Source organism: Pseudomonas sp. NPDC089554 (assembly GCF_050280645.1).
Lineage (GTDB): Bacteria > Pseudomonadota > Gammaproteobacteria > Pseudomonadales > Pseudomonadaceae > Aquipseudomonas.
The window spans coordinates 1-17,547 of sequence record NZ_JBNNVR010000105.1 but is presented as its reverse complement, the minus strand read 5'-3'; the positions used below and the strand labels follow the sequence as shown (position 1 = coordinate 17,547).

Here is a 17,547-nt window from a genome sequence, read left to right as displayed (position 1 = left end):
GCGGCGGGCTGGGGGGGGGGGGCTTGTTTTGGCGGGGTCGGCCCCCCTAATCAAATAGCGCCCACCCCCCAATTCGCGGGCAAGCCCGCTCCTACAGGGTTCACCATCCGCCCCACGAACTTGGCAGGAGGTCACCGTGTCACTGAGCGTCTTCGACCTGTTCAAGATCGGCATCGGTCCCTCCAGCTCCCACACCGTCGGCCCGATGCGCGCTGCCGCGCGCTTCGCCGAAGGCTTGCGTCGCGACGACCTGCTGGCCCGCACTGCCAGCGTCAAGGCCGAGCTGTATGGCTCGCTGGGCGCCACCGGCAAAGGCCATGGCAGCGACAAGGCGGTACTGCTCGGCCTTGAAGGCGAGCACCCCGATACCGTCGACACCGAATCCATCCCCGAGCGCTTGCAGGCCATCCGCAGCAGCGGCCACCTGCGCCTGCTCGGCGAACACGACATCGCCTTCGTGGAAAAACAGCACCTGGCGATGATTCGCAAACCGCTGGACTACCACCCCAACGGCATGATCTTCCGCGCCTTCGACGCCGCCGGGCTGCAAATCCGCAGCCGCGAGTACTACTCGGTGGGCGGCGGCTTCGTGGTCGACGAAGAAGCGGCCGGTCACGACCGTATCGTCGAAGACAGCACCCAACTGCCCTACCCATTCCGTACCGCCAAGGAGCTGCTGGGCCACTGCACCGCGCAGCAGCTGTCCATCAGCCAGGTAATGCTGGCCAACGAGGCGGCCTGGCGGCCGGAAGCTGAAACCCGCGCAGGCCTGCTGCACATCTGGCAGGTCATGCAGGACTGCGTCGAGGCCGGTTACCGCCACGAGGGCATCCTGCCTGGTGGGCTGAAGGTCAAGCGCCGCGCGCCTGCGCTGTATCGCCAGCTCAGCCGCCACCCTGAGGCCAGCCTGCGCGATGCCCTGTCGGTACTGGACTGGGTCAACCTCTACGCCCTGGCGGTGAACGAGGAAAACGCCTATGGCGGGCGCGTGGTCACTGCCCCCACCAACGGCGCAGCAGGCATCGTCCCAGCGGTGCTGCACTACTACATGCGCTTCGTGCCGGGCGCCAGCGACGATGGCGTGGTGCGCTTCCTGCTCACCGCAGCGGCCATCGGCATCCTCTACAAGGAAAACGCGTCCATCTCCGGGGCCGAAGTTGGCTGCCAGGGCGAGGTCGGCGTGGCCTGCTCGATGGCCGCCGGCGCCCTCTGCGAGGTGATGGGCGGCAGCGTGCAACAGGTGGAGAACGCCGCCGAGATCGGCATGGAACACAACCTGGGCCTGACCTGCGACCCCATCGGCGGTTTGGTGCAGGTGCCTTGCATCGAGCGCAACGCCATGGGTTCGGTCAAGGCCATCAATGCGGTGCGCATGGCCTTGCGCGGCGACGGGCAGCACTTCGTCTCGCTCGACAAGGTCATCCGCACCATGCGCCAGACCGGCGCCGACATGAAAAGCAAGTACAAGGAGACCGCCCGTGGCGGTCTTGCCGTCAACATCATCGAATGTTGAGCCGAACAACAACCAAGGAGTCCCCGATGTCCGAAACACTGCTCAAGACCCCACTGCACGCCCTGCACCTGGAACTGGGCGCGCGCATGGTGCCGTTCGCCGGCTACGACATGCCCGTGCAGTACCCCCTGGGCGTGCTCAAGGAACACCTGCACACCCGCGAGCAGGCTGGGTTGTTCGATGTCTCGCACATGGGCCAGATCATCCTGCGCGGCAGCGACGCAGCTCAGGCCCTGGAAACCCTGGTGCCGGTGGACATCATCGACCTGCCGGTAGGCATGCAGCGCTACGCGATGTTCACCGATGAGCAAGCGGGCATCCTCGACGACCTGATGGTCGCCAACCTGGGCAACGACACCTTGTTCCTGGTGGTCAACGCCGCCTGCAAGGACCAGGACCTGGCGCACCTGCGCAAGCACATCGGCGGGCGCTGCGAGATCCAGCCGCTGTTCGAGGAACGCGCCCTGCTGGCCCTGCAAGGCCCTGCGGCGGTGAAGGTACTGGAGCGCCTGGCCCCGGAAGTGGCTGGCATGACCTTCATGCAGTTCCGTGCCATCAGCTTGCTGGGTAGCGACTGCTTCGTCAGCCGCTCGGGCTACACCGGCGAAGACGGCTACGAAATCTCGGTACCAGCGGATGCCGCCGAGGCCCTGGCCCGTCGCCTGCTGGCCGAACCCGAAGTGCAGGCAATCGGCCTGGGTGCGCGCGACTCGCTGCGCCTGGAAGCCGGCCTGTGCCTGTATGGCCATGACATGGACACCACCACCAGCCCGGTCGAGGCCAGCCTGCTGTGGGCTATTTCCAAGGTACGCCGCGCTGATGGCGCACGTGCCGGTGGCTTCCCCGGCGCTGCCATGGTGTTTGCCCAGCAGCAAGCTGGCGTGACTCGCAAGCGCGTCGGCCTGTTGCCACAAGAGCGTACGCCGGTGCGTGAAGGCGCAGACATCGTCGATGCAGATGGAAATACGGTCGGCAAGGTAAGTAGCGGCGGTTTCGGCCCGACCCTTGGCGCACCTGTGGCAATGGGTTATGTCCAAAGCGAACATGCGGCACTGGACACGGCATTGTTCGCAGTAGTGCGCGGCAAGCAAGTTGCCTTGAAAGTCAGCAAAATGCCTTTTGTCGTGCAACGTTACTATCGCGGCTGAAGCACATCTCAGGCGTGCTTGAGACAGGTTCGAGATATTCGATTTCGAACCTGTCTCATAACTTTTGAACATGGCGCCAGCCCAGTCGCCACGGCGTTTGCGACAATAGCGGCGGTAGTTGGCAAAACGCCGAATTCCCGCGTTCCAAAACGCTTGTCTTTGTCGCAGGAGTTGGCGTAGAGTCACTGCACTGTGTTTGCATGGGTCGCAACAGTTCGTGACCTGGGCCAGTAGCCGCAATCTGCTACAACCCGTTCGACGTCTCTTACTTTCCTGCAACCCAGCCCGGTAGTCTTTCACTTACACACAATGTGAAAGAAACTGTCATCAAAATTCAAGCTTCATAGGAAATAAGAAAATGGCTGAGCGTCAGAACGGTACCGTCAAGTGGTTCAATGACGAGAAAGGTTATGGCTTCATTACCCCAGAGAGCGGCCCGGATCTGTTCGTGCACTTCCGCGCTATTCAAGGCAACGGCTTCAAGAGCCTGAAAGAAGGCCAGAAAGTGACTTTCGTTGCTGTTCAGGGCCAGAAAGGCATGCAGGCTGACGAAGTCCAGCCAGAAGCCTGATTTTCCGATTGAAAAAGCCCCTGTGTTGACCCACAGGGGCTTTTTTATGCGCGCAATTTCTTAGAATGGGCCTTTGCCATCTGGAGCTGTCATGCATGTCCAAGCCTCTGCTCAACCCTAAGGGTGACTTTCCTCCGGTCGGCCTGGGCCGTCGCCTGGCGGCGATGTTCTACGACTTCCTGCTATGCACCGCCCTGCTGATGGTGACCACGCTGCTCTACAAGATGGTACAGATGGCGATCATCGGCGAGGCGCGCTTGCGCGAGTTGAGCGAGGCTGGCGCGCTGGATGGCGACCCACTGCTGTCGACTATCCTGCTGTTCGCCCTGTTCGGCTTCTTCGCCAAGTTCTGGACCCACAATGGCCAGACCCTGGGCATGCAGGTGTGGGGCGTAAGGGTGCAGAACGCCGATGGCAGCGCCATCAGCCTGTGGCAGGCGCTGCTGCGCTTCCTGGTCTCGATTGCCTCGTGGCTGTGCCTGGGGTTGGGGTTCATCTGGTCGTTGATCGACAAGCGCAAGCGCAGCTGGCATGACATCTACTCGGAAACCCAGCTGGTGCGCATTCCCAAGCAGAAGAAATAACCCAGCAGCAAACGCGCATGAAAAAGCCGACCCTGAGGTCGGCTTTTTCATTTCACAGCCAGGCCATCAGCCCGCCCTGCGCAGTAACCAGAAACCAGCCAATGCACAGACCCCGGCCGGGATCACCACCGCCAGCAGCGGCGGGAAGCCGAACACCTGGCTCGACGGGCCAAGCAGGTCCTGAGCGATGCGGAACACAAAGCCCACCAGCACGCCGGTGAACACGCGCTGGCCCAGGGTGACCGAGCGCAGCGGGCCGAAGATGAAGGAGATCGCCATCAGCACCAGGGCAGCGGTGACTACCGGTTGCAGGATCTTGGTCCAGAACGCCAGCCAGTAGCGGGCGTTATTAAGGCCTTGGTCGGCCAGGTAGTGGATGTAGTCCCACAGGCCAGTGATCGACAGCGATTCCGGCGCCAACACCACGGTGTTGAGCAAATCCGGGGTCACCGAGACGTCCCAGCGCTCTTGGTCAGCCTTCACCACTTCGGTGTGATCACCCCGAAAGAAGGTGGTGCTGACATCGTTCAGCACCCAGTGATCGTTCTCGTACTGGGCGCGACGGGCGAAGCTGGAAGTGATGATCTTGCGCTCTTCATCGAAACGGTAGCGGGTCACCCCCAGCAGCAGGCCATTGGGCTGCACCGAGTTGATGTGCACGAACTCGTCGCCCTGGCGGTGCCACATGCCGCGTTTGGAGCTCTGCGCTTCGCCGCCGCCCTGGGCCAGGGAACGCTCGGCCTGGGCCTTGTTCTCGGTCACCGGAGCTACGTACTCGCCGACCAGCAGGCCAACCAGCATCAGCACCAGCATCGGCTTCATCACCGCCCAGACGATACGCCCGATGGACACACCGGCAGCGCGCATGATGGTCAGCTCGCTGCTGCTGGCCAGGCTACCCAGGCCGATCAGGCAGCCGATCAGCGCGGCCATCGGCAGCATGTCGTAGACCCGTCGTGGCGCGGTGAGCAGCACGAAGCTGCTGGCATCCATCAGCGTGTAGGTGTCGCTCAAATCGCCCATCTCGTCGATGAAGGCGAACAGCGAGGCCAGGCCGAGGATGATCCCCAGCACGGCCAGGATGGCCAGCAGCACGCTCTGGCCGATGTAGCGATCGAGCTTAACCACGGGCCACCTCCGCACGACGCGAAGCCTGCTTCAGGCGCAACGGCTCCCAGTACATCAGCGCAAGGCCAATGAGCAGGAACAGCCCATGAACCCACCAGATACCCAGGGAAATCGGCAACTTGCCCTTCTCGAGGGCGCCGCGAACGGAAATCAGCATCGTCAGGTAGGCCATGTACAGAAGAATCGCCGGCAGCAGCTTGAGGAAGCGGCCCTGGCGCGGGTTGACCTTGGCCAGCGGTACCGCCAGCAGGGTCACGATGAATACCAGCAGCGGCAGCGACAGCCGCCATTGCAGCTCGGCACGCTCGCGCAGGCCGTCGTGGCCGAACAGCTCGCGGGTAGGAATGGCTTCGCGCTCGGTCACCTCCTCGGCGACCTCAGGCTTGGGCAGCAGCACGCCATAGGTGTCGTACTTGATGGCGCGGTAATCGGCCTGGCCAGGGTTACCGTCGTAGCGATAGCCGTTCTGCAGGATCAGGTAGCGGTTGCCGTCGGCCTGCACTTCCTGGTGGCCTGTCTCGGCGACCAGCACCGACGGGGCACGGTCCTTGGTCTTGTCCTGGTTGAAGCGCTTCTCGGAAATGAACACACCGCCGAGGTTGATGCGGTCATCCGACAGTTGCTCGGTGTAGGTGACCCGCGAGCCGTCGCGCAGGGTCTGGAAGCGGCCTGGCACCAGGGTGTCGAACTCGGTCAGAGCATCCTGCTGGTTGATGATCTGCTGCACCTGGGCAACGCCTTGCGGGGCCAAGCCCAGGCTCAGCCAGGCCACCAGCAGGGCGACCAGCGCCGCCGGGGCCATGGTCAGGCCGAGCAGGCGCTGCTGGCTCATGCCGGTGGCCGACAGCACGGTCATTTCGCTTTCCAGGTACAACCGGCCATAGGCCAGCAGGATACCGAGGAACAGCCCCAGGGGCAGGATCAGTTGCAGGAACCCCGGCAGGCGAAAACCCATGATCAGGAACAGCACGCCCGGGTCGAGGGCGCCCTGGGCGGCCTGCGCCAGGTACTTGATGAAACGCCCGCTCATGATGATCACCAGCAGCACGGCGCTGACGGCACTCAAGGTCACCAGGACCTCGCGGGACAGATAACGGAAGACGATCAAACCAGACACTCCTGGGTTGTCAGGGGCAGGCGGCCAGACGTTGGCGCCGACAATGACTTAGTACAGCCAAACCAATGCCGGTTCGCTCAAGTGGCGAACCTCCATGTGAAGTGGCGGCATTATCCTGTGATTGGTCGCGCCTGTCACTTGGCCGCGAGCGTTTCCTCCCGATCACCGGGCTGTGTGCCGCCAATCGCTTAAATACACGGCCTCGGGGTTGTCATCGAGGCTGCGCCAAGCTCACACTGGCAGACTTTCCACTGGCGCGCGGCCCACAAGGTTGCGGCCAGACCGCAATTGATCATTCGGGGAACCTGACATGGAATTGGTTGTAAAAAGCGTCGCCGCAGCATCCGTGAAAACCGCCACCCTGGTCGTGCCGGTCGGCGAAGGCCGCAAGTTCGGCGCCGTTGCCAAGGCCATCGATGCCGCCAGCGAAGGTGCAATCAGCGCGCTGCTCAAACGTGGCGACCTGGCCGGTAAACCGGGCCAGACCCTGCTGCTGCACAGCCTGCCAGGCCTCAAGGCCGAGCGCGTACTGCTGGTAGGTAGCGGCAAGGACGAAGCCCTGGGCGATCGCGCCTGGCGCAAGCTGGTCGCCAGCGTCGCCGGTGTGCTGCGCAGCCTCGGTGGCAGCGATGCGGTGCTGGCCCTGGATGACATCGCCGTCACCGGCCGCGACGGCCACTATGGCAAGTACCGCCTGCTGGCCGAAACCCTGCTCGACGGCAGCTATGTGTTCGACCGTTTCAAGAGCCAGAAGGCCGAACCCCGCGCCCTGAAGAAAGTCACCCTGCTGGCTGGCAAGGCCGGCCAGGCCGAGGCCGAGCGTGCGGTCAAGCACGCCAGCGCCATCACCACCGGCATGGCTTTCACTCGCGACCTGGGCAACCTGCCGCCGAACGTCTGCCACCCAGGCTTCCTCGCCGAGCAGGCCAAGGAGCTGGGCAAAGCCCACAAAGGCCTGAAGGTCGAAGTGCTGGACGAGAAGAAGATCAAGGACCTGGGCATGGGCGCGTTCTACGCCGTAGGCCAGGGCAGCGACCAGCCCCCGCGCCTGATCGTGCTCAACTACCAGGGCGGCAAGAAGGCCGACAAACCGTACATGCTGGTGGGCAAGGGCATCACCTTCGACACCGGCGGCATCAGCCTCAAGCCTGGCGCCGGCATGGATGAAATGAAGTTCGACATGTGTGGCGCCGCCAGCGTGTTCGGCACCCTGCGCGCCGTGCTGGAGCTGCAACTGCCAATCAACTTGGTGTGCCTGCTGGCCTGCGCCGAGAACATGCCCAGTGGTAACGCAACCCGCCCAGGCGACATCGTCACCACCATGAGCGGGCAGACCGTCGAAATTCTCAACACCGACGCCGAAGGCCGCCTGGTGCTGTGCGACACCCTGACCTACGCCGAGCGCTTCAAGCCCCAGGCGGTGATCGACATCGCCACCCTCACCGGCGCCTGCATCGTTGCCCTGGGCAGCCACACCTCGGGCCTGATGGGCAACAACGACGAGCTGGTCGGCCAACTGCTCGACGCCGGCAAGCGCGCCGACGACCGCGCCTGGCAGCTGCCGCTGTTCGACGAGTACCAGGAGCAACTGGACAGCCCATTCGCCGACATCGCCAACATCGGCGGCCCGAAGGCCGGCACCATCACCGCCGGTTGCTTCCTGTCGCGCTTCGCCAAGGCCTACAACTGGGCGCACCTGGACATCGCTGGTACCGCCTGGATCAGCGGTGGCAAGGACAAGGGCGCCACTGGCCGCCCAGTGCCGCTGCTGACCCAATACCTGCTCGACCGCGCCGGCGCCTGAGGCCGCTGGCCTGCGCCTTCGGGCGCAGGCTGCGGCGACGATCATGAGCAAAGTCGACTTCTACATCCTGCCCACCGACTCCCTCGCAGCCCGTCTGGACTTCGCCTGCAAGCTGTGCGAAAAGGCCTGGCGCCTGGGCCATCGGGTCTACCTGCACTGCCAGGATGCCGAGCAGCGCGCCACGCTGGACGAACGCCTGTGGCAGTTCAAGGGCGAGGCCTTCGTGCCCCACGACCTGGCCGAGGCACATGCCGACGCCGTGGTCGCCCTGGGCCTGGGTGAGCAGGCAGGCGAGCACCGCGACCTGCTGATCAACCTGGGCGCTGGCGTTCCGGGTTTCGTCGGCCAGTTCGAACGCGTGGCCGAGATCGTGGTGGAGGAGCCGAGCATCCGCCAGTCCGCTCGCGAGCGGTTCCGTTTCTACCGTGAACAGGGCTATGCTCTGCAAGACCACCGCTTACAGCGACTTTGACGACGATGGACAAGCCTTCCTCCCTGCCCCAATCCGCTCACCTGCTCGACGACCTGGAGTCGATTCGCCAGTTGCTGGGCGATGCCGACCTGCAGCCGCCCTTGCTGACCGAAACGGTCGAGCAGATCCCCCTGCTGCTGGATGAACCTGCCCCACAGGCTGCGCCCGAGGCCACTCCGGCACCAGCCGATGACCCGCAAGCGCGCCGCCAGGACACCCTGCTGCACCTGGACAGCGAGATGCGCGCCGCTGCGCAGCTGATCATGCAGGACGTGATCAACGACTTCATTCCGCATATCGAGACCGAAGTGAAACGCCGGCTCGAGGCGCGCATGGAGCGGTTGCTCAAGCGTTCCGAGTAAACAGGAACATTCGCAGCTTATCGCCTGAAACTCCCGGCTCCGTTATACTCTTCGGCTTTTCCGTATTTATGCCTAAGGGTCCCGCCGCGCATGGATAAGACCTACCAGCCGCACGCCATCGAAACTTCCTGGTACAACACTTGGGAGTCCGAGAACTACTTCGCCCCACAAGGTGCAGGCGAGTCCTACACCATCATGATTCCGCCGCCGAACGTGACCGGCAGCCTGCACATGGGCCATGGCTTCAACAACGCCATCATGGACGCGCTGATTCGCTTTCGCCGCATGCAGGGCCGCAACACCCTGTGGCAGCCAGGCACCGACCACGCCGGTATCGCTACCCAGATGCTGGTAGAGCGCCAGCTCGAGGCCAAGGGCCAGAACCGTCATGACCTGGGCCGCGAAAAGTTCCTGGAAAAGGTGTGGGAGTGGAAAGACCAGTCCGGCGGCAACATCAGCCGGCAGATTCGCCGCCTGGGCTCGTCGGTGGACTGGAGCCGCGAGCGCTTCACCATGGACGACGGCCTGTCCGAGGCGGTCAAGGAAGCCTTCGTACGCCTGCACGAGGACGGCCTGATCTACCGCGGCAAGCGCCTGGTCAACTGGGACACCAAGCTGCACACCGCCATCTCCGACCTGGAAGTCGAGAACCACGACGAGAAAGGCCACCTGTGGAACCTGCGCTACCCGCTGGCCGATGGCGCCAAGACCGCAGAAGGCAAGGACTACCTGGTGGTCGCCACCACCCGTCCGGAAACCCTGCTCGGTGACGTCGCCGTCGCCGTGAACCCAAGCGATGAGCGCTATCAGGCGCTGATCGGCAAGTTCGTCGAGCTACCGCTGGTCGGCCGCCTGATCCCGATCGTCGCCGACGACTATTGCGACCCCGAGTTCGGCACCGGCTGCGTGAAGATTACCCCGGCCCACGACTTCAACGACTACGAAGTCGGCAAGCGCCACAACCTGCCGCTGCTGAACATCTTCGACAAGAACGCCAGCGTGCTGGCCGCGGTGCAGGCATTCAACCTGGACGGCAGCATCAACGACCAGGTCGACACCAGCCTCCCCGCCCAGTACGCAGGCCTCGACCGCTTCGTCGCGCGCAAGCAGATGGTCGCCGACCTGGACGCCCAGGGCCTGCTGGTGAGCATCGACGACCACGGCCTGAAGGTGCCCAAGGGCGACCGCTCCGGCACCGTCATCGAGCCGTGGTTGACCGACCAGTGGTACGTCTCCACCAAGCCGCTGGCCGAGCCTGCCATCGAAGCCGTGGAAGACGGCCGCATCCAGTTCGTGCCCAAGCAGTACGAGAACATGTACTTCTCCTGGATGCGCGATATCCAGGACTGGTGCATCAGCCGCCAGCTGTGGTGGGGCCACCGCATTCCGGCCTGGTACGACGAGGCCGGCCGGGTCTACGTCGGGCGCAACGAAGAGGAAGTGCGTGCCAAGCACAACCTCGGCGCGGAGGTCACCCTGCGCCAGGACGACGACGTGCTCGACACCTGGTTCAGCTCGGGCCTGTGGACCTTCTCCACCCTGGGCTGGCCGGAGAAGACCGACTTCCTCAAGACTTTCCACTCCACCGACGTGCTGGTCACCGGCTTCGACATCATTTTCTTCTGGGTCGCCCGGATGATCATGCTGACCATGCACCTGGTGAAAAACGAAGACGGCACCCCGCAGGTGCCGTTCAAGACCGTCTACGTCCACGGCCTGGTACGTGATGGCCAGGGCCAGAAGATGTCCAAGTCCAAGGGCAACGTCCTCGACCCGCTGGACATCGTCGACGGCATCACCCTCGACGCCCTGCTGGAAAAACGCACCAGCGGCATGATGCAGCCCAAGCTTGCCGAGAAGATCGCCAAGCAGACCAAGGCCGAGTTCCCCGAAGGCATCGCCAGCTACGGCACCGACGCCCTGCGCTTCACCTTCTGCTCGCTGGCCTCCACCGGCCGCGACATCAAGTTCGACATGGGCCGCGTCGAAGGCTACCGCAACTTCTGCAACAAGATCTGGAACGCCGCCCGCTACGTGCTGGACAAAGGCGAGGACTGCGGCCAGAACGGCGAGGCCTATGAGCTGTCGCTGGCCGACCGCTGGATCATCTCGCAGCTGCAACGCACCGAAGCTGAAGTGACCCGCCAGCTCGAGCAGTTCCGCTTCGACCTGGCCAGCCAGGCGCTGTACGAGTTCATCTGGAACCAGTACTGCGACTGGTACCTGGAGCTGTCCAAGCCGGTGCTGTGGGACGAGAACGCCCCAGTCGAGCGCGCCCGTGGCACCCGCCGCACCCTGGTACGCGTACTGGAAGTGGCGCTGCGCCTGGCGCACCCGTTCATGCCGTTCATCACCGAGGAAATCTGGCAGCGCATCGCGCCGCTGGCCGGTATCGATGGCAAGACCATCATGCTGCAACCTTGGCCGGTGGCGAATGAAAGCCGCATCGACGTGGGCGCCGAAGGCGATATCGAGTGGCTGCAACAGCTGATGGTCGGCCTGCGCAACATTCGCGCGGAAATGAACATCGGCCCAGGCAAGCCCCTGCCGCTGTTCCTGAAGAACGCCAACGCCGATGACCAGCGCCGCCTGCTGGAAAACGAAGCGCTGCTGAAGAAACTGGCCAAGGTCGAGTCGTTCACCGTACTCGGCGAGCAGGACGAAGCGCCGCTGTCGGCCACTGCGCTGGTGGGTGACCTGCAGGTGCTGGTGCCGATGGCCGGGCTGATCGACAAGGACGCCGAACTGGCTCGCCTGAACAAGGAGATCCAGCGCCTGCAAGGTGAAGTCGCGCGCGTAGGTGGCAAGCTGTCCAACGCCGCCTTCGTCGACAAGGCGCCGCCTGCGGTGATCGAGAAAGAACGCGCCAAGCTGGCCGAGTCCGAACAGGCCCTGGCCAACTTCACCGAGCAGCACGCGCGCATCGCTGCGTTGTAACCTGACATTGCTGATCTGACCTGCGAGGGCTACGCCCTCGTTCGCGGCCAAGGCCGCTCCTACAGGAATAGCGCTGCCTTCATGGCACACCACTATCCTGTAGGAGCGGCCTTGGCCGCGAATGGGCCGCACAGCGGCCCCTGGCCAGCACCTGCAACACCGGACCCAAGCATGACCCCGAGCAAACCCACCCTGCACCCCCGCAACCGCCACCAGGGCCGCTACGACTTCCCAGCCCTGATCAAGGCGCACCCGGACCTGGCCCGCTTCACCATCACCAACCCCCACGGCAAGCCCAGCATCGACTTCGCCAACCCCGAGGCCGTGCGCGTGTTCAACCGCGCCCTGCTCAAGGCCCAGTACGGCATCCAGCACTGGGACATTCCCGCCGACTACCTGTGCCCCCCCATTCCGGGCCGGGCCGACTATATCCACGTGCTGGCCGACCTGCTGGCCGAGGACAACGCCGGGCAGATACCCCGTGGGCCCCAGGTACGCGCGCTGGACATCGGCGTCGGCGCCAACTGTATCTACCCGCTGCTTGGCCACAGCGACTACCGCTGGCGCTTCCTGGGCTCGGACATCGACGCCACGGCCCTGGCCTCGGCCAAGGCTATCGTCCAAGCCAACGGCCTTGGCAAAGCCATCGCCCTGCGCCAGCAGGCCAACCGCAAGCACATCCTCAGCGGCCTGCTGCAGGACGGCGAGCGCTTCGACCTGACCCTGTGCAACCCGCCCTTCCACAGCTCTCGCGAAGAGGCCACCCGCGGCAGCCAGCGCAAATGGAAAAACCTGGGCAAGCAGGACCCCAGCCGCAAGCTGCCAGTGCTGAACTTCGGCGGGCAGAACAATGAACTGTGGTGCGAGGGCGGCGAGATCCGCTTCGTCACCCAATTGGTGAGCGAAAGCGTGCAGTACGGCGAGCACGTGCTGTGGTTCACCAGCCTGGTGTCCAAGGCCAGCAACCTGCCTGGCCTCGAGGCGGCGCTGAAGAAGGCGGGGGTAAAGGCCCTGCGCATCCATGAAATGGGCCAGGGTCAGAAGCAGAGCCGCATGCTCGCCTGGAGCTTCCAGGACGATGCCGCGCGCCAGGCCTGGCATGCCTCACGAGGCAAACCGCAGGCATGAAAAAACCGCGCCCGGGCTAGCCGGGCGCGGCTTCGTCAAAGCATCGACAATTACTTGTTGACGGCGTCGGTCAGCACTTTGGCTGGAACGAACTTGACGACTTTCTTGGCAGCGATTTCGATGGCAGCGCCAGTCGAAGGGTTGCGACCGGTGCGGGCAGGACGCTCGGAGACTTTCAGCTTGCCGATGCCTGGCAGAGTGATTTCAGCGCCGTTTTCCAGTTGGTCGGCAACGATCTGGCCCAGTTGCTCCAGTGCGTTCTTGGCGGTTGCTTTCGGCGCGCTGATCGACTCGGCGATATCGGCAATCAGTTGGTCTTTGGTCAAAGCCATGGTGGTGTTCCTTCCCTATCAAATCAGAGGTATGCAGCTGCTTCTTCGTTATCGGGCCAGCCCAGAAAATCTCCAGCGAGCCGCGCCAATCGCGTATGTAGATACGAAAATCGGCGTTTGGTTCGACACATCGAAAGCAAGCTGCCAGTAATGCGCCACCCCAAGGGGCACAAGACCGCGCAAAGCTACCACAGGAATAGATAAATATCCGCTGCCGACCCCGTTTTTATGCAGGTTTTTCGGGCCCTTGGGGTAAAAAATCAATAATTTGCACAAAAAACCAGCAACAGGCATTTCTGCCACCATCTGACCACTGCATCGCCCCCACCCTGCGCTAAACTAGGCGCCTTTTTGCAGCGCGGCACCGCCCCGCCCCAACCCGTTGAGAATCCCATGCCAATCCGTCATTGCATCGTTCACTTGATCGACAAGAAGCCCGATGGCAGCCCTGCCGTGCTGCATGCCCGCGATACCGAGCTGGCAGCCTCCGACGCCATCGAAAACCTCTTGGCTGACCTCAATGACAGCTACAACGCCAAGCAAGGCAAGGCCTGGGGCTTCTTCCACGGCGAGTCCGGCGCCTACCCGTTCAGCGGCTGGCTCAAGCAGTACCAGGACGCCGAGCAGGACTTCACCGCCTTCACCCGCGTCGCCGTGGAACACCTGCAGAAACTGATGGAAGAGTCCAACCTGTCGGTGGGCGGCCACGTGCTGTTCGCCCATTACCAGCAGGGCATGACCGAATACCTGGCCATCGCCCTGCTGCACCACAGCGAAGGCGTGGCAGTGAACGCCGAACTCGACGTCACGCCCTCGCGCCACCTGGACCTTGGCCAGTTGCACCTGGCCGCACGCATCAACCTGTCCGAATGGAAGAACAACCAGAACTCCAAGCAGTACATCTCGTTCATCAAGGGCAAGAACGGCAAGAAGGTGTCGGATTACTTCCGCGACTTCATCGGCTGCCAGGAAGGCGTGGACGGCCCCGGTGAAACCCGCACCCTGCTCAAGGCGTTCAGCGACTATGTCGAGAGCGAAGACCTGCCCGAGGAAGCCGCGCGGGAGAAAACCCAGACCCTGGTGGACTACGCCACCAGCCAGACCAAACGGGGCGAGCCAGTGACCCTGGACGAACTGTCGAGCCTGATCGATGAAGACCGCCCCAAGGCGTTCTACGACCATATCCGCAACAAGGACTACGGCCTGTCGCCGGAGATTCCCGCCGATAAGCGCACCCTCAACCAGTTCCGCCGCTTCACCGGCCGCGCCGAAGGTCTGTCGATCAGCTTCGAGGCGCATCTGCTGGGTTCGAAGATCGAGTACGACGAAGAGGCTGGCACCCTGGTGATCAAGGGCCTGCCAACCCAGCTGATCGACCAGCTCAAGCGCCGCAAGGACTAAACCTAAGCAGGTACACCGGCATAGGAGGCCACCAGCGCCTCCTTGGCCGACTTGCGCAACTTCTTCACCAGACGCTCCTGGCGCAGCGCCTCGCCCTTGTCGGGCCACTGCTCCACATACACCAGCGCCTGCGCCGGGCTGGTCTTGAAATAGCTCGCGCCCTGCCCCTTCTGATGCTTGAGAAAGCGCCGCTGCGGGTCATCGCTGATGCCGCAGTACAACGAGCCATTGGCGGCGCGCACCAGGTAGACGAACCAGGGTTTTGCGCTGGGGTTATCGGAAGCTTCGTTCACGGTGCGTCGCGGCCTGCTTGGGAAGCGCTCAGCTTACCCGCTCAGCGACCTTGCTGAAACGCTCGCAGCCCCTTCAAGGCCTGCTGGCGTACCTTGTTGCGCACGATCGGCGACCAGCCCAACAGCAGGCCGGGGGTGCCCAAGGCCTGGCGCGACCAGCGCCACAGGTCGAAGCTGTCGTCGTGCTGGCAGATCAGACCATCACGGAATACGAAGCTTGCCTGGATATCGTTGACCACCGTGCGGCCGGTCTGGCTGAACAGGTAGGTGGCGACCCAATGCGCAGTGCCATTGCGTTCATCGGCGCGCACGCTGTCGAAGGTCAGGGAAAAGTCCTTGGCGCGGGTGGTGAGCATGCGCCACATGTCGCCCACGTCCTTGCCGTGCAACGTACCGAAGGCTGGGTCGCTGAAGACGATGTCATCGCTGTAGCAGGCCACCATGGCTTCGGCGTCCAAACGCTGGAATGCCTGGTAGAAACGGGTGACGAGGGCACTGTTGGCATGGCTCATGAGGCTGCTGTCCGTCCAGGGAGTCGAAGGCTGAACGATAAGCCGCCGGAAGGTTTTGCGCCATGTGCATTAGTGCCATGAATGGGGCTGGCGCCCTCAGACCCGCTCGCTGCGGGCCCGCACATGCAGGGCCCGCCCGGCACCCAGGCCGAACACGATCGCGCCGATGCCCAGCACCGCGAAGATCCACCCTATCGCCGCCCAACCGCCAGTGAAGTCGTGCACCAACCCCACCGCGAACGGCCCCATCGACGCCAGGGTGTAGCCCACCCCCTGGGCCATGCTCGACAGGTTGGCCGCCACGTGCGAGTCCTTCGAGCGCAGCACGATCAGGGTCAACGCCAGGGCGAAGGTACCACCCTGCCCCAATCCCAATAGGATCGCCCAGCCCCACAAGCCGGACATCGGCGCATACAGGCAGCCGAACAGCCCGGCCAGGGTCACTACCATCACCACCACGATGGCCAGCCGCTGGTCCTTGCCGCGGGTTGCCAGCCATGGGGCACTGAGCGAGCTGATCAGTTGCACCAGCACCGACCCGGACAGTACCAACCCAGCCTCGGTCGGGCTCAGCCCGCGTCCGATAAGAATCGATGGCAGCCAGCCAAAGACGATATAGGCCAGGGAAGACTGCAAGCCCATGTACAAAGTCACCTGCCAGGCCAGCGGATCACGCCACAGGCCGCGCACGCGGTAGGCCACCTTGTGGGCCCCATGCCCCTGTCGAGCCTGGGGCAACCACACCAGCATCGCCAGCAATGCAGGCAGCAACCAGAAGCCGAGCCCAACCGACCAGCTGTTATCGAAGTGCTGGCTGAGCGGCACGGTGCTGCCCGCCGCCACCGCTGCGCCCAGGCACAAGGCCATGGTGTAGACGCCAGTCAGGGTGCCGGCCTGCTTCGGGAAGTCGCGCTTGACGATGCCTGGCAGCAGCACGCCAATGATGCCGATGCTCGCGCCTGCCATGAGGCTGCCAACGAACAGCCCGGTTGCCCCCAGGGCACTGCGCACCAGGATGCCCAACGCCAGGGTCAGCAGGATGCCGAGGATGACCCGCTCGCTGCCGAAACGCCGCGCCAGGAGCGGCGCCAAGGGGGCGAACAGGCCCAGGCAGAGCACTGGCAGGGTAGTCAGAAGGCCGGCCGCAGAGGCATTGAGCCCAAGCTCCGCCGAAACCTGGCTCAGGATCGGCGCCATGCTCGACAGCGCCGGGCGCAGGTTCAGCGCCACCAGCACCAGGCCCAGCAGCAACAGCCAGGGGCGACGCAACAGCACAGGTTGTTGCTGTACCTGCTCGTCGTCGGCTTCGGCGTCGATCAGCAGCTCGTCGAGTTCGGGTTCGGCTTTGGCGCGGGTGGGTATCAGTTGTTCAGACATGGGCAGCAGGCACTCAGGATTCGATAAGAGCCCGGCTCAGGCGCTTGGCCGCGTCCGGGTCGCGTTGTTCGATGGCGTCGACGATCTGTACGTGCAGGTCGAATACCCGCGGGTTGCGCGGGCGCACGCTCATGTTGTGTTGCACAGCGGCAGCGACGACGCTGGAAAAGTAGCGATACAACTCACTCAACGCGGGGTTGTGCGCGGCGTCTACCAGGCGCTGGTGAAACACCAGATCGCAGGCGACGTAGGTGTCCAGGTCGCCATGAAAATGCGCGCCACTGCGTTGCAACGCCTCGCGCAGGCCTTGCAGGTCTTGCTCGGTACGTCGCAGAGCGGCCAGCCCGATGGCTTCGGCCTCGAGGATGCAGCGGGTCTCGCGGGCCTGCTCCACCGTGCAGCGCGACATCGCCTGCACGGCTTGCAAAGGGTCTTGGGCAGTACGCAGGTAGCTGCCATCGCCTTGACGAACCTCCACCAATCCGCTGAAAGCCAGGACGCGCATGGCTTCACGCACGGTGTTCCGGCTGATACCCAACTCCAGCGCCAGCTCAGGCTCGGTGGGCAGGCGCTGGCCTACTTCCCAAGCGCCTTGGGCGATGCGCTCACGTAACTGGTCCACGGCCTGCTCCACCAGGGAACGCTTTATCAACAGCGACATACCAACGTCCAGTCATAGGATGAATTTACAAGTTGCAACAGTAACGCCGAAAAGCATCGCGGGGCAAGCCCGCTCCCACAGGTACGGCACTGCTCTTGAATTCAGTGCTGTACCCCGGCAGTCATTGAGCGAAGCCGACTGGCCGCTGCTCGATCACTTGCAACGCTGGCTCGGCGGCCAGCCCTGGCGCCAACTGCCGCCGGGTCG

The 17,547-nt window shown here is 63.7% G+C and carries 18 protein-coding genes and 1 pseudogene; 11 read left to right on the top strand and 8 right to left on the bottom strand.

The annotated features are described in order from the left end of the window. The first annotated feature begins 136 nt into the window (after nt 1-136). The 4 genes from ACQKPE_RS22765 to ACQKPE_RS22750 all read left to right on the top strand — a co-directional run bounded on the left by ACQKPE_RS22765 (nt 137) and on the right by ACQKPE_RS22750 (nt 3,816). Complete coding sequence (locus ACQKPE_RS22765; RefSeq protein ID WP_427668957.1) at nt 137-1,513, top strand: L-serine ammonia-lyase; 1,377 nt, start codon at nt 137-139, stop codon at nt 1,511-1,513. 26 nt (nt 1,514-1,539) lie between these two features. Further along, nucleotides 1,540-2,661: a glycine cleavage system aminomethyltransferase GcvT gene (gene gcvT / locus ACQKPE_RS22760; RefSeq protein ID WP_427668956.1), complete on the top strand. Its 1,122-nt coding sequence runs from the start codon at nt 1,540-1,542 to the stop codon at nt 2,659-2,661. Between the two features lie 358 nt (nt 2,662-3,019). Further along, nucleotides 3,020-3,232, top strand: coding sequence for a cold-shock protein (locus ACQKPE_RS22755; RefSeq protein ID WP_086979009.1), 213 nt, complete (start codon nt 3,020-3,022; stop codon nt 3,230-3,232). Between the two features lie 95 nt (nt 3,233-3,327). Next, a complete protein-coding gene (locus ACQKPE_RS22750) occupies nt 3,328-3,816 on the top strand; it encodes an RDD family protein (RefSeq protein ID WP_427668955.1) in 489 nt (162 codons plus the stop codon). Nucleotides 3,817-3,882: 66 nt separating this feature from the next. Here ACQKPE_RS22750 and lptG read toward each other — a convergent pair whose 3' ends face one another. Next, a complete protein-coding gene (gene lptG / locus ACQKPE_RS22745; RefSeq protein ID WP_427668954.1) occupies nt 3,883-4,944 on the bottom strand; it encodes an LPS export ABC transporter permease LptG in 1,062 nt (353 codons plus the stop codon). Continuing rightward, nucleotides 4,937-6,052: an LPS export ABC transporter permease LptF gene (lptF, locus tag ACQKPE_RS22740; protein ID WP_427668953.1), complete on the bottom strand. Its 1,116-nt coding sequence runs from the start codon at nt 6,050-6,052 to the stop codon at nt 4,937-4,939. The genes lptG and lptF overlap by 8 nt, the downstream gene beginning before the upstream one ends. A gap of 319 nt (nt 6,053-6,371) precedes the next feature. Between lptF and ACQKPE_RS22735 the strand changes: the two genes are divergently transcribed. The 5 genes from ACQKPE_RS22735 to rlmF all read left to right on the top strand — a co-directional run bounded on the left by ACQKPE_RS22735 (nt 6,372) and on the right by rlmF (nt 12,764). After that, the gene (locus tag ACQKPE_RS22735) at nt 6,372-7,865 is read left to right on the top strand and encodes a leucyl aminopeptidase (RefSeq protein ID WP_427668952.1); all 1,494 of its coding nucleotides are present in this window, start codon (nt 6,372-6,374) and stop codon (nt 7,863-7,865) included. A gap of 43 nt (nt 7,866-7,908) precedes the next feature. Then, nucleotides 7,909-8,337 carry a DNA polymerase III subunit chi gene (locus ACQKPE_RS22730; RefSeq protein WP_427668951.1) on the top strand — a complete coding sequence of 143 codons (429 nt, stop codon included), beginning with the start codon at nt 7,909-7,911 and terminating at the stop codon, nt 8,335-8,337. Between the two features lie 5 nt (nt 8,338-8,342). After that, on the top strand, nt 8,343-8,699 hold the full coding sequence (locus ACQKPE_RS22725) for a DNA polymerase III subunit chi (RefSeq protein ID WP_427668950.1): 357 nt from the start codon (nt 8,343-8,345) through the stop codon (nt 8,697-8,699). A gap of 90 nt (nt 8,700-8,789) precedes the next feature. Next, nucleotides 8,790-11,636, top strand: coding sequence for a valine--tRNA ligase (locus ACQKPE_RS22720; RefSeq protein WP_427668949.1), 2,847 nt, complete (start codon nt 8,790-8,792; stop codon nt 11,634-11,636). A 171-nt stretch (nt 11,637-11,807) separates the two neighbouring features. Next, nucleotides 11,808-12,764 carry a 23S rRNA (adenine(1618)-N(6))-methyltransferase RlmF gene (gene rlmF / locus ACQKPE_RS22715; protein WP_427668948.1) on the top strand — a complete coding sequence of 319 codons (957 nt, stop codon included), beginning with the start codon at nt 11,808-11,810 and terminating at the stop codon, nt 12,762-12,764. A 50-nt stretch (nt 12,765-12,814) separates the two neighbouring features. On the opposite strand, the gene ACQKPE_RS22710 is transcribed toward rlmF, so the two are convergent. Next, nucleotides 12,815-13,096, bottom strand: a complete 282-nt coding sequence (locus tag ACQKPE_RS22710) for an HU family DNA-binding protein (RefSeq protein WP_275636448.1) — start codon at nt 13,094-13,096, stop codon at nt 12,815-12,817. A gap of 48 nt (nt 13,097-13,144) precedes the next feature. Next, nucleotides 13,145-13,390: a hypothetical protein gene (locus ACQKPE_RS22705; RefSeq protein ID WP_427668947.1), complete on the bottom strand. Its 246-nt coding sequence runs from the start codon at nt 13,388-13,390 to the stop codon at nt 13,145-13,147. Between the two features lie 99 nt (nt 13,391-13,489). Here ACQKPE_RS22705 and yejK point away from each other — a divergent pair, with 99 nt between their 5' ends. Beyond that, nucleotides 13,490-14,497, top strand: a complete 1,008-nt coding sequence (gene yejK / locus ACQKPE_RS22700; RefSeq protein WP_427668946.1) for a nucleoid-associated protein YejK — start codon at nt 13,490-13,492, stop codon at nt 14,495-14,497. A gap of 2 nt (nt 14,498-14,499) precedes the next feature. On the opposite strand, the gene ACQKPE_RS22695 is transcribed toward yejK, so the two are convergent. The 4 genes from ACQKPE_RS22695 to ACQKPE_RS22680 all read right to left on the bottom strand — a co-directional run bounded on the left by ACQKPE_RS22695 (nt 14,500) and on the right by ACQKPE_RS22680 (nt 17,340). Beyond that, nucleotides 14,500-14,790 carry a GIY-YIG nuclease family protein gene (locus ACQKPE_RS22695; RefSeq protein ID WP_427668945.1) on the bottom strand — a complete coding sequence of 97 codons (291 nt, stop codon included), beginning with the start codon at nt 14,788-14,790 and terminating at the stop codon, nt 14,500-14,502. 41 nt (nt 14,791-14,831) lie between these two features. Next, nucleotides 14,832-15,302: a nuclear transport factor 2 family protein gene (locus tag ACQKPE_RS22690; RefSeq protein WP_427668944.1), complete on the bottom strand. Its 471-nt coding sequence runs from the start codon at nt 15,300-15,302 to the stop codon at nt 14,832-14,834. Nucleotides 15,303-15,398: 96 nt separating this feature from the next. Next, entirely contained in the window at nt 15,399-16,679 is a 1,281-nt protein-coding gene (locus ACQKPE_RS22685) for a CynX/NimT family MFS transporter (protein ID WP_427668943.1), read from the bottom strand. A 13-nt stretch (nt 16,680-16,692) separates the two neighbouring features. After that, a complete protein-coding gene (locus ACQKPE_RS22680; RefSeq protein ID WP_427668942.1) occupies nt 16,693-17,340 on the bottom strand; it encodes a FadR/GntR family transcriptional regulator in 648 nt (215 codons plus the stop codon). Between the two features lie 115 nt (nt 17,341-17,455). Between ACQKPE_RS22680 and ACQKPE_RS22675 the strand changes: the two are divergent. Next, nucleotides 17,456-17,547 (top strand): annotated as a pseudogene (locus ACQKPE_RS22675) (hypothetical protein); the annotation flags it as partial.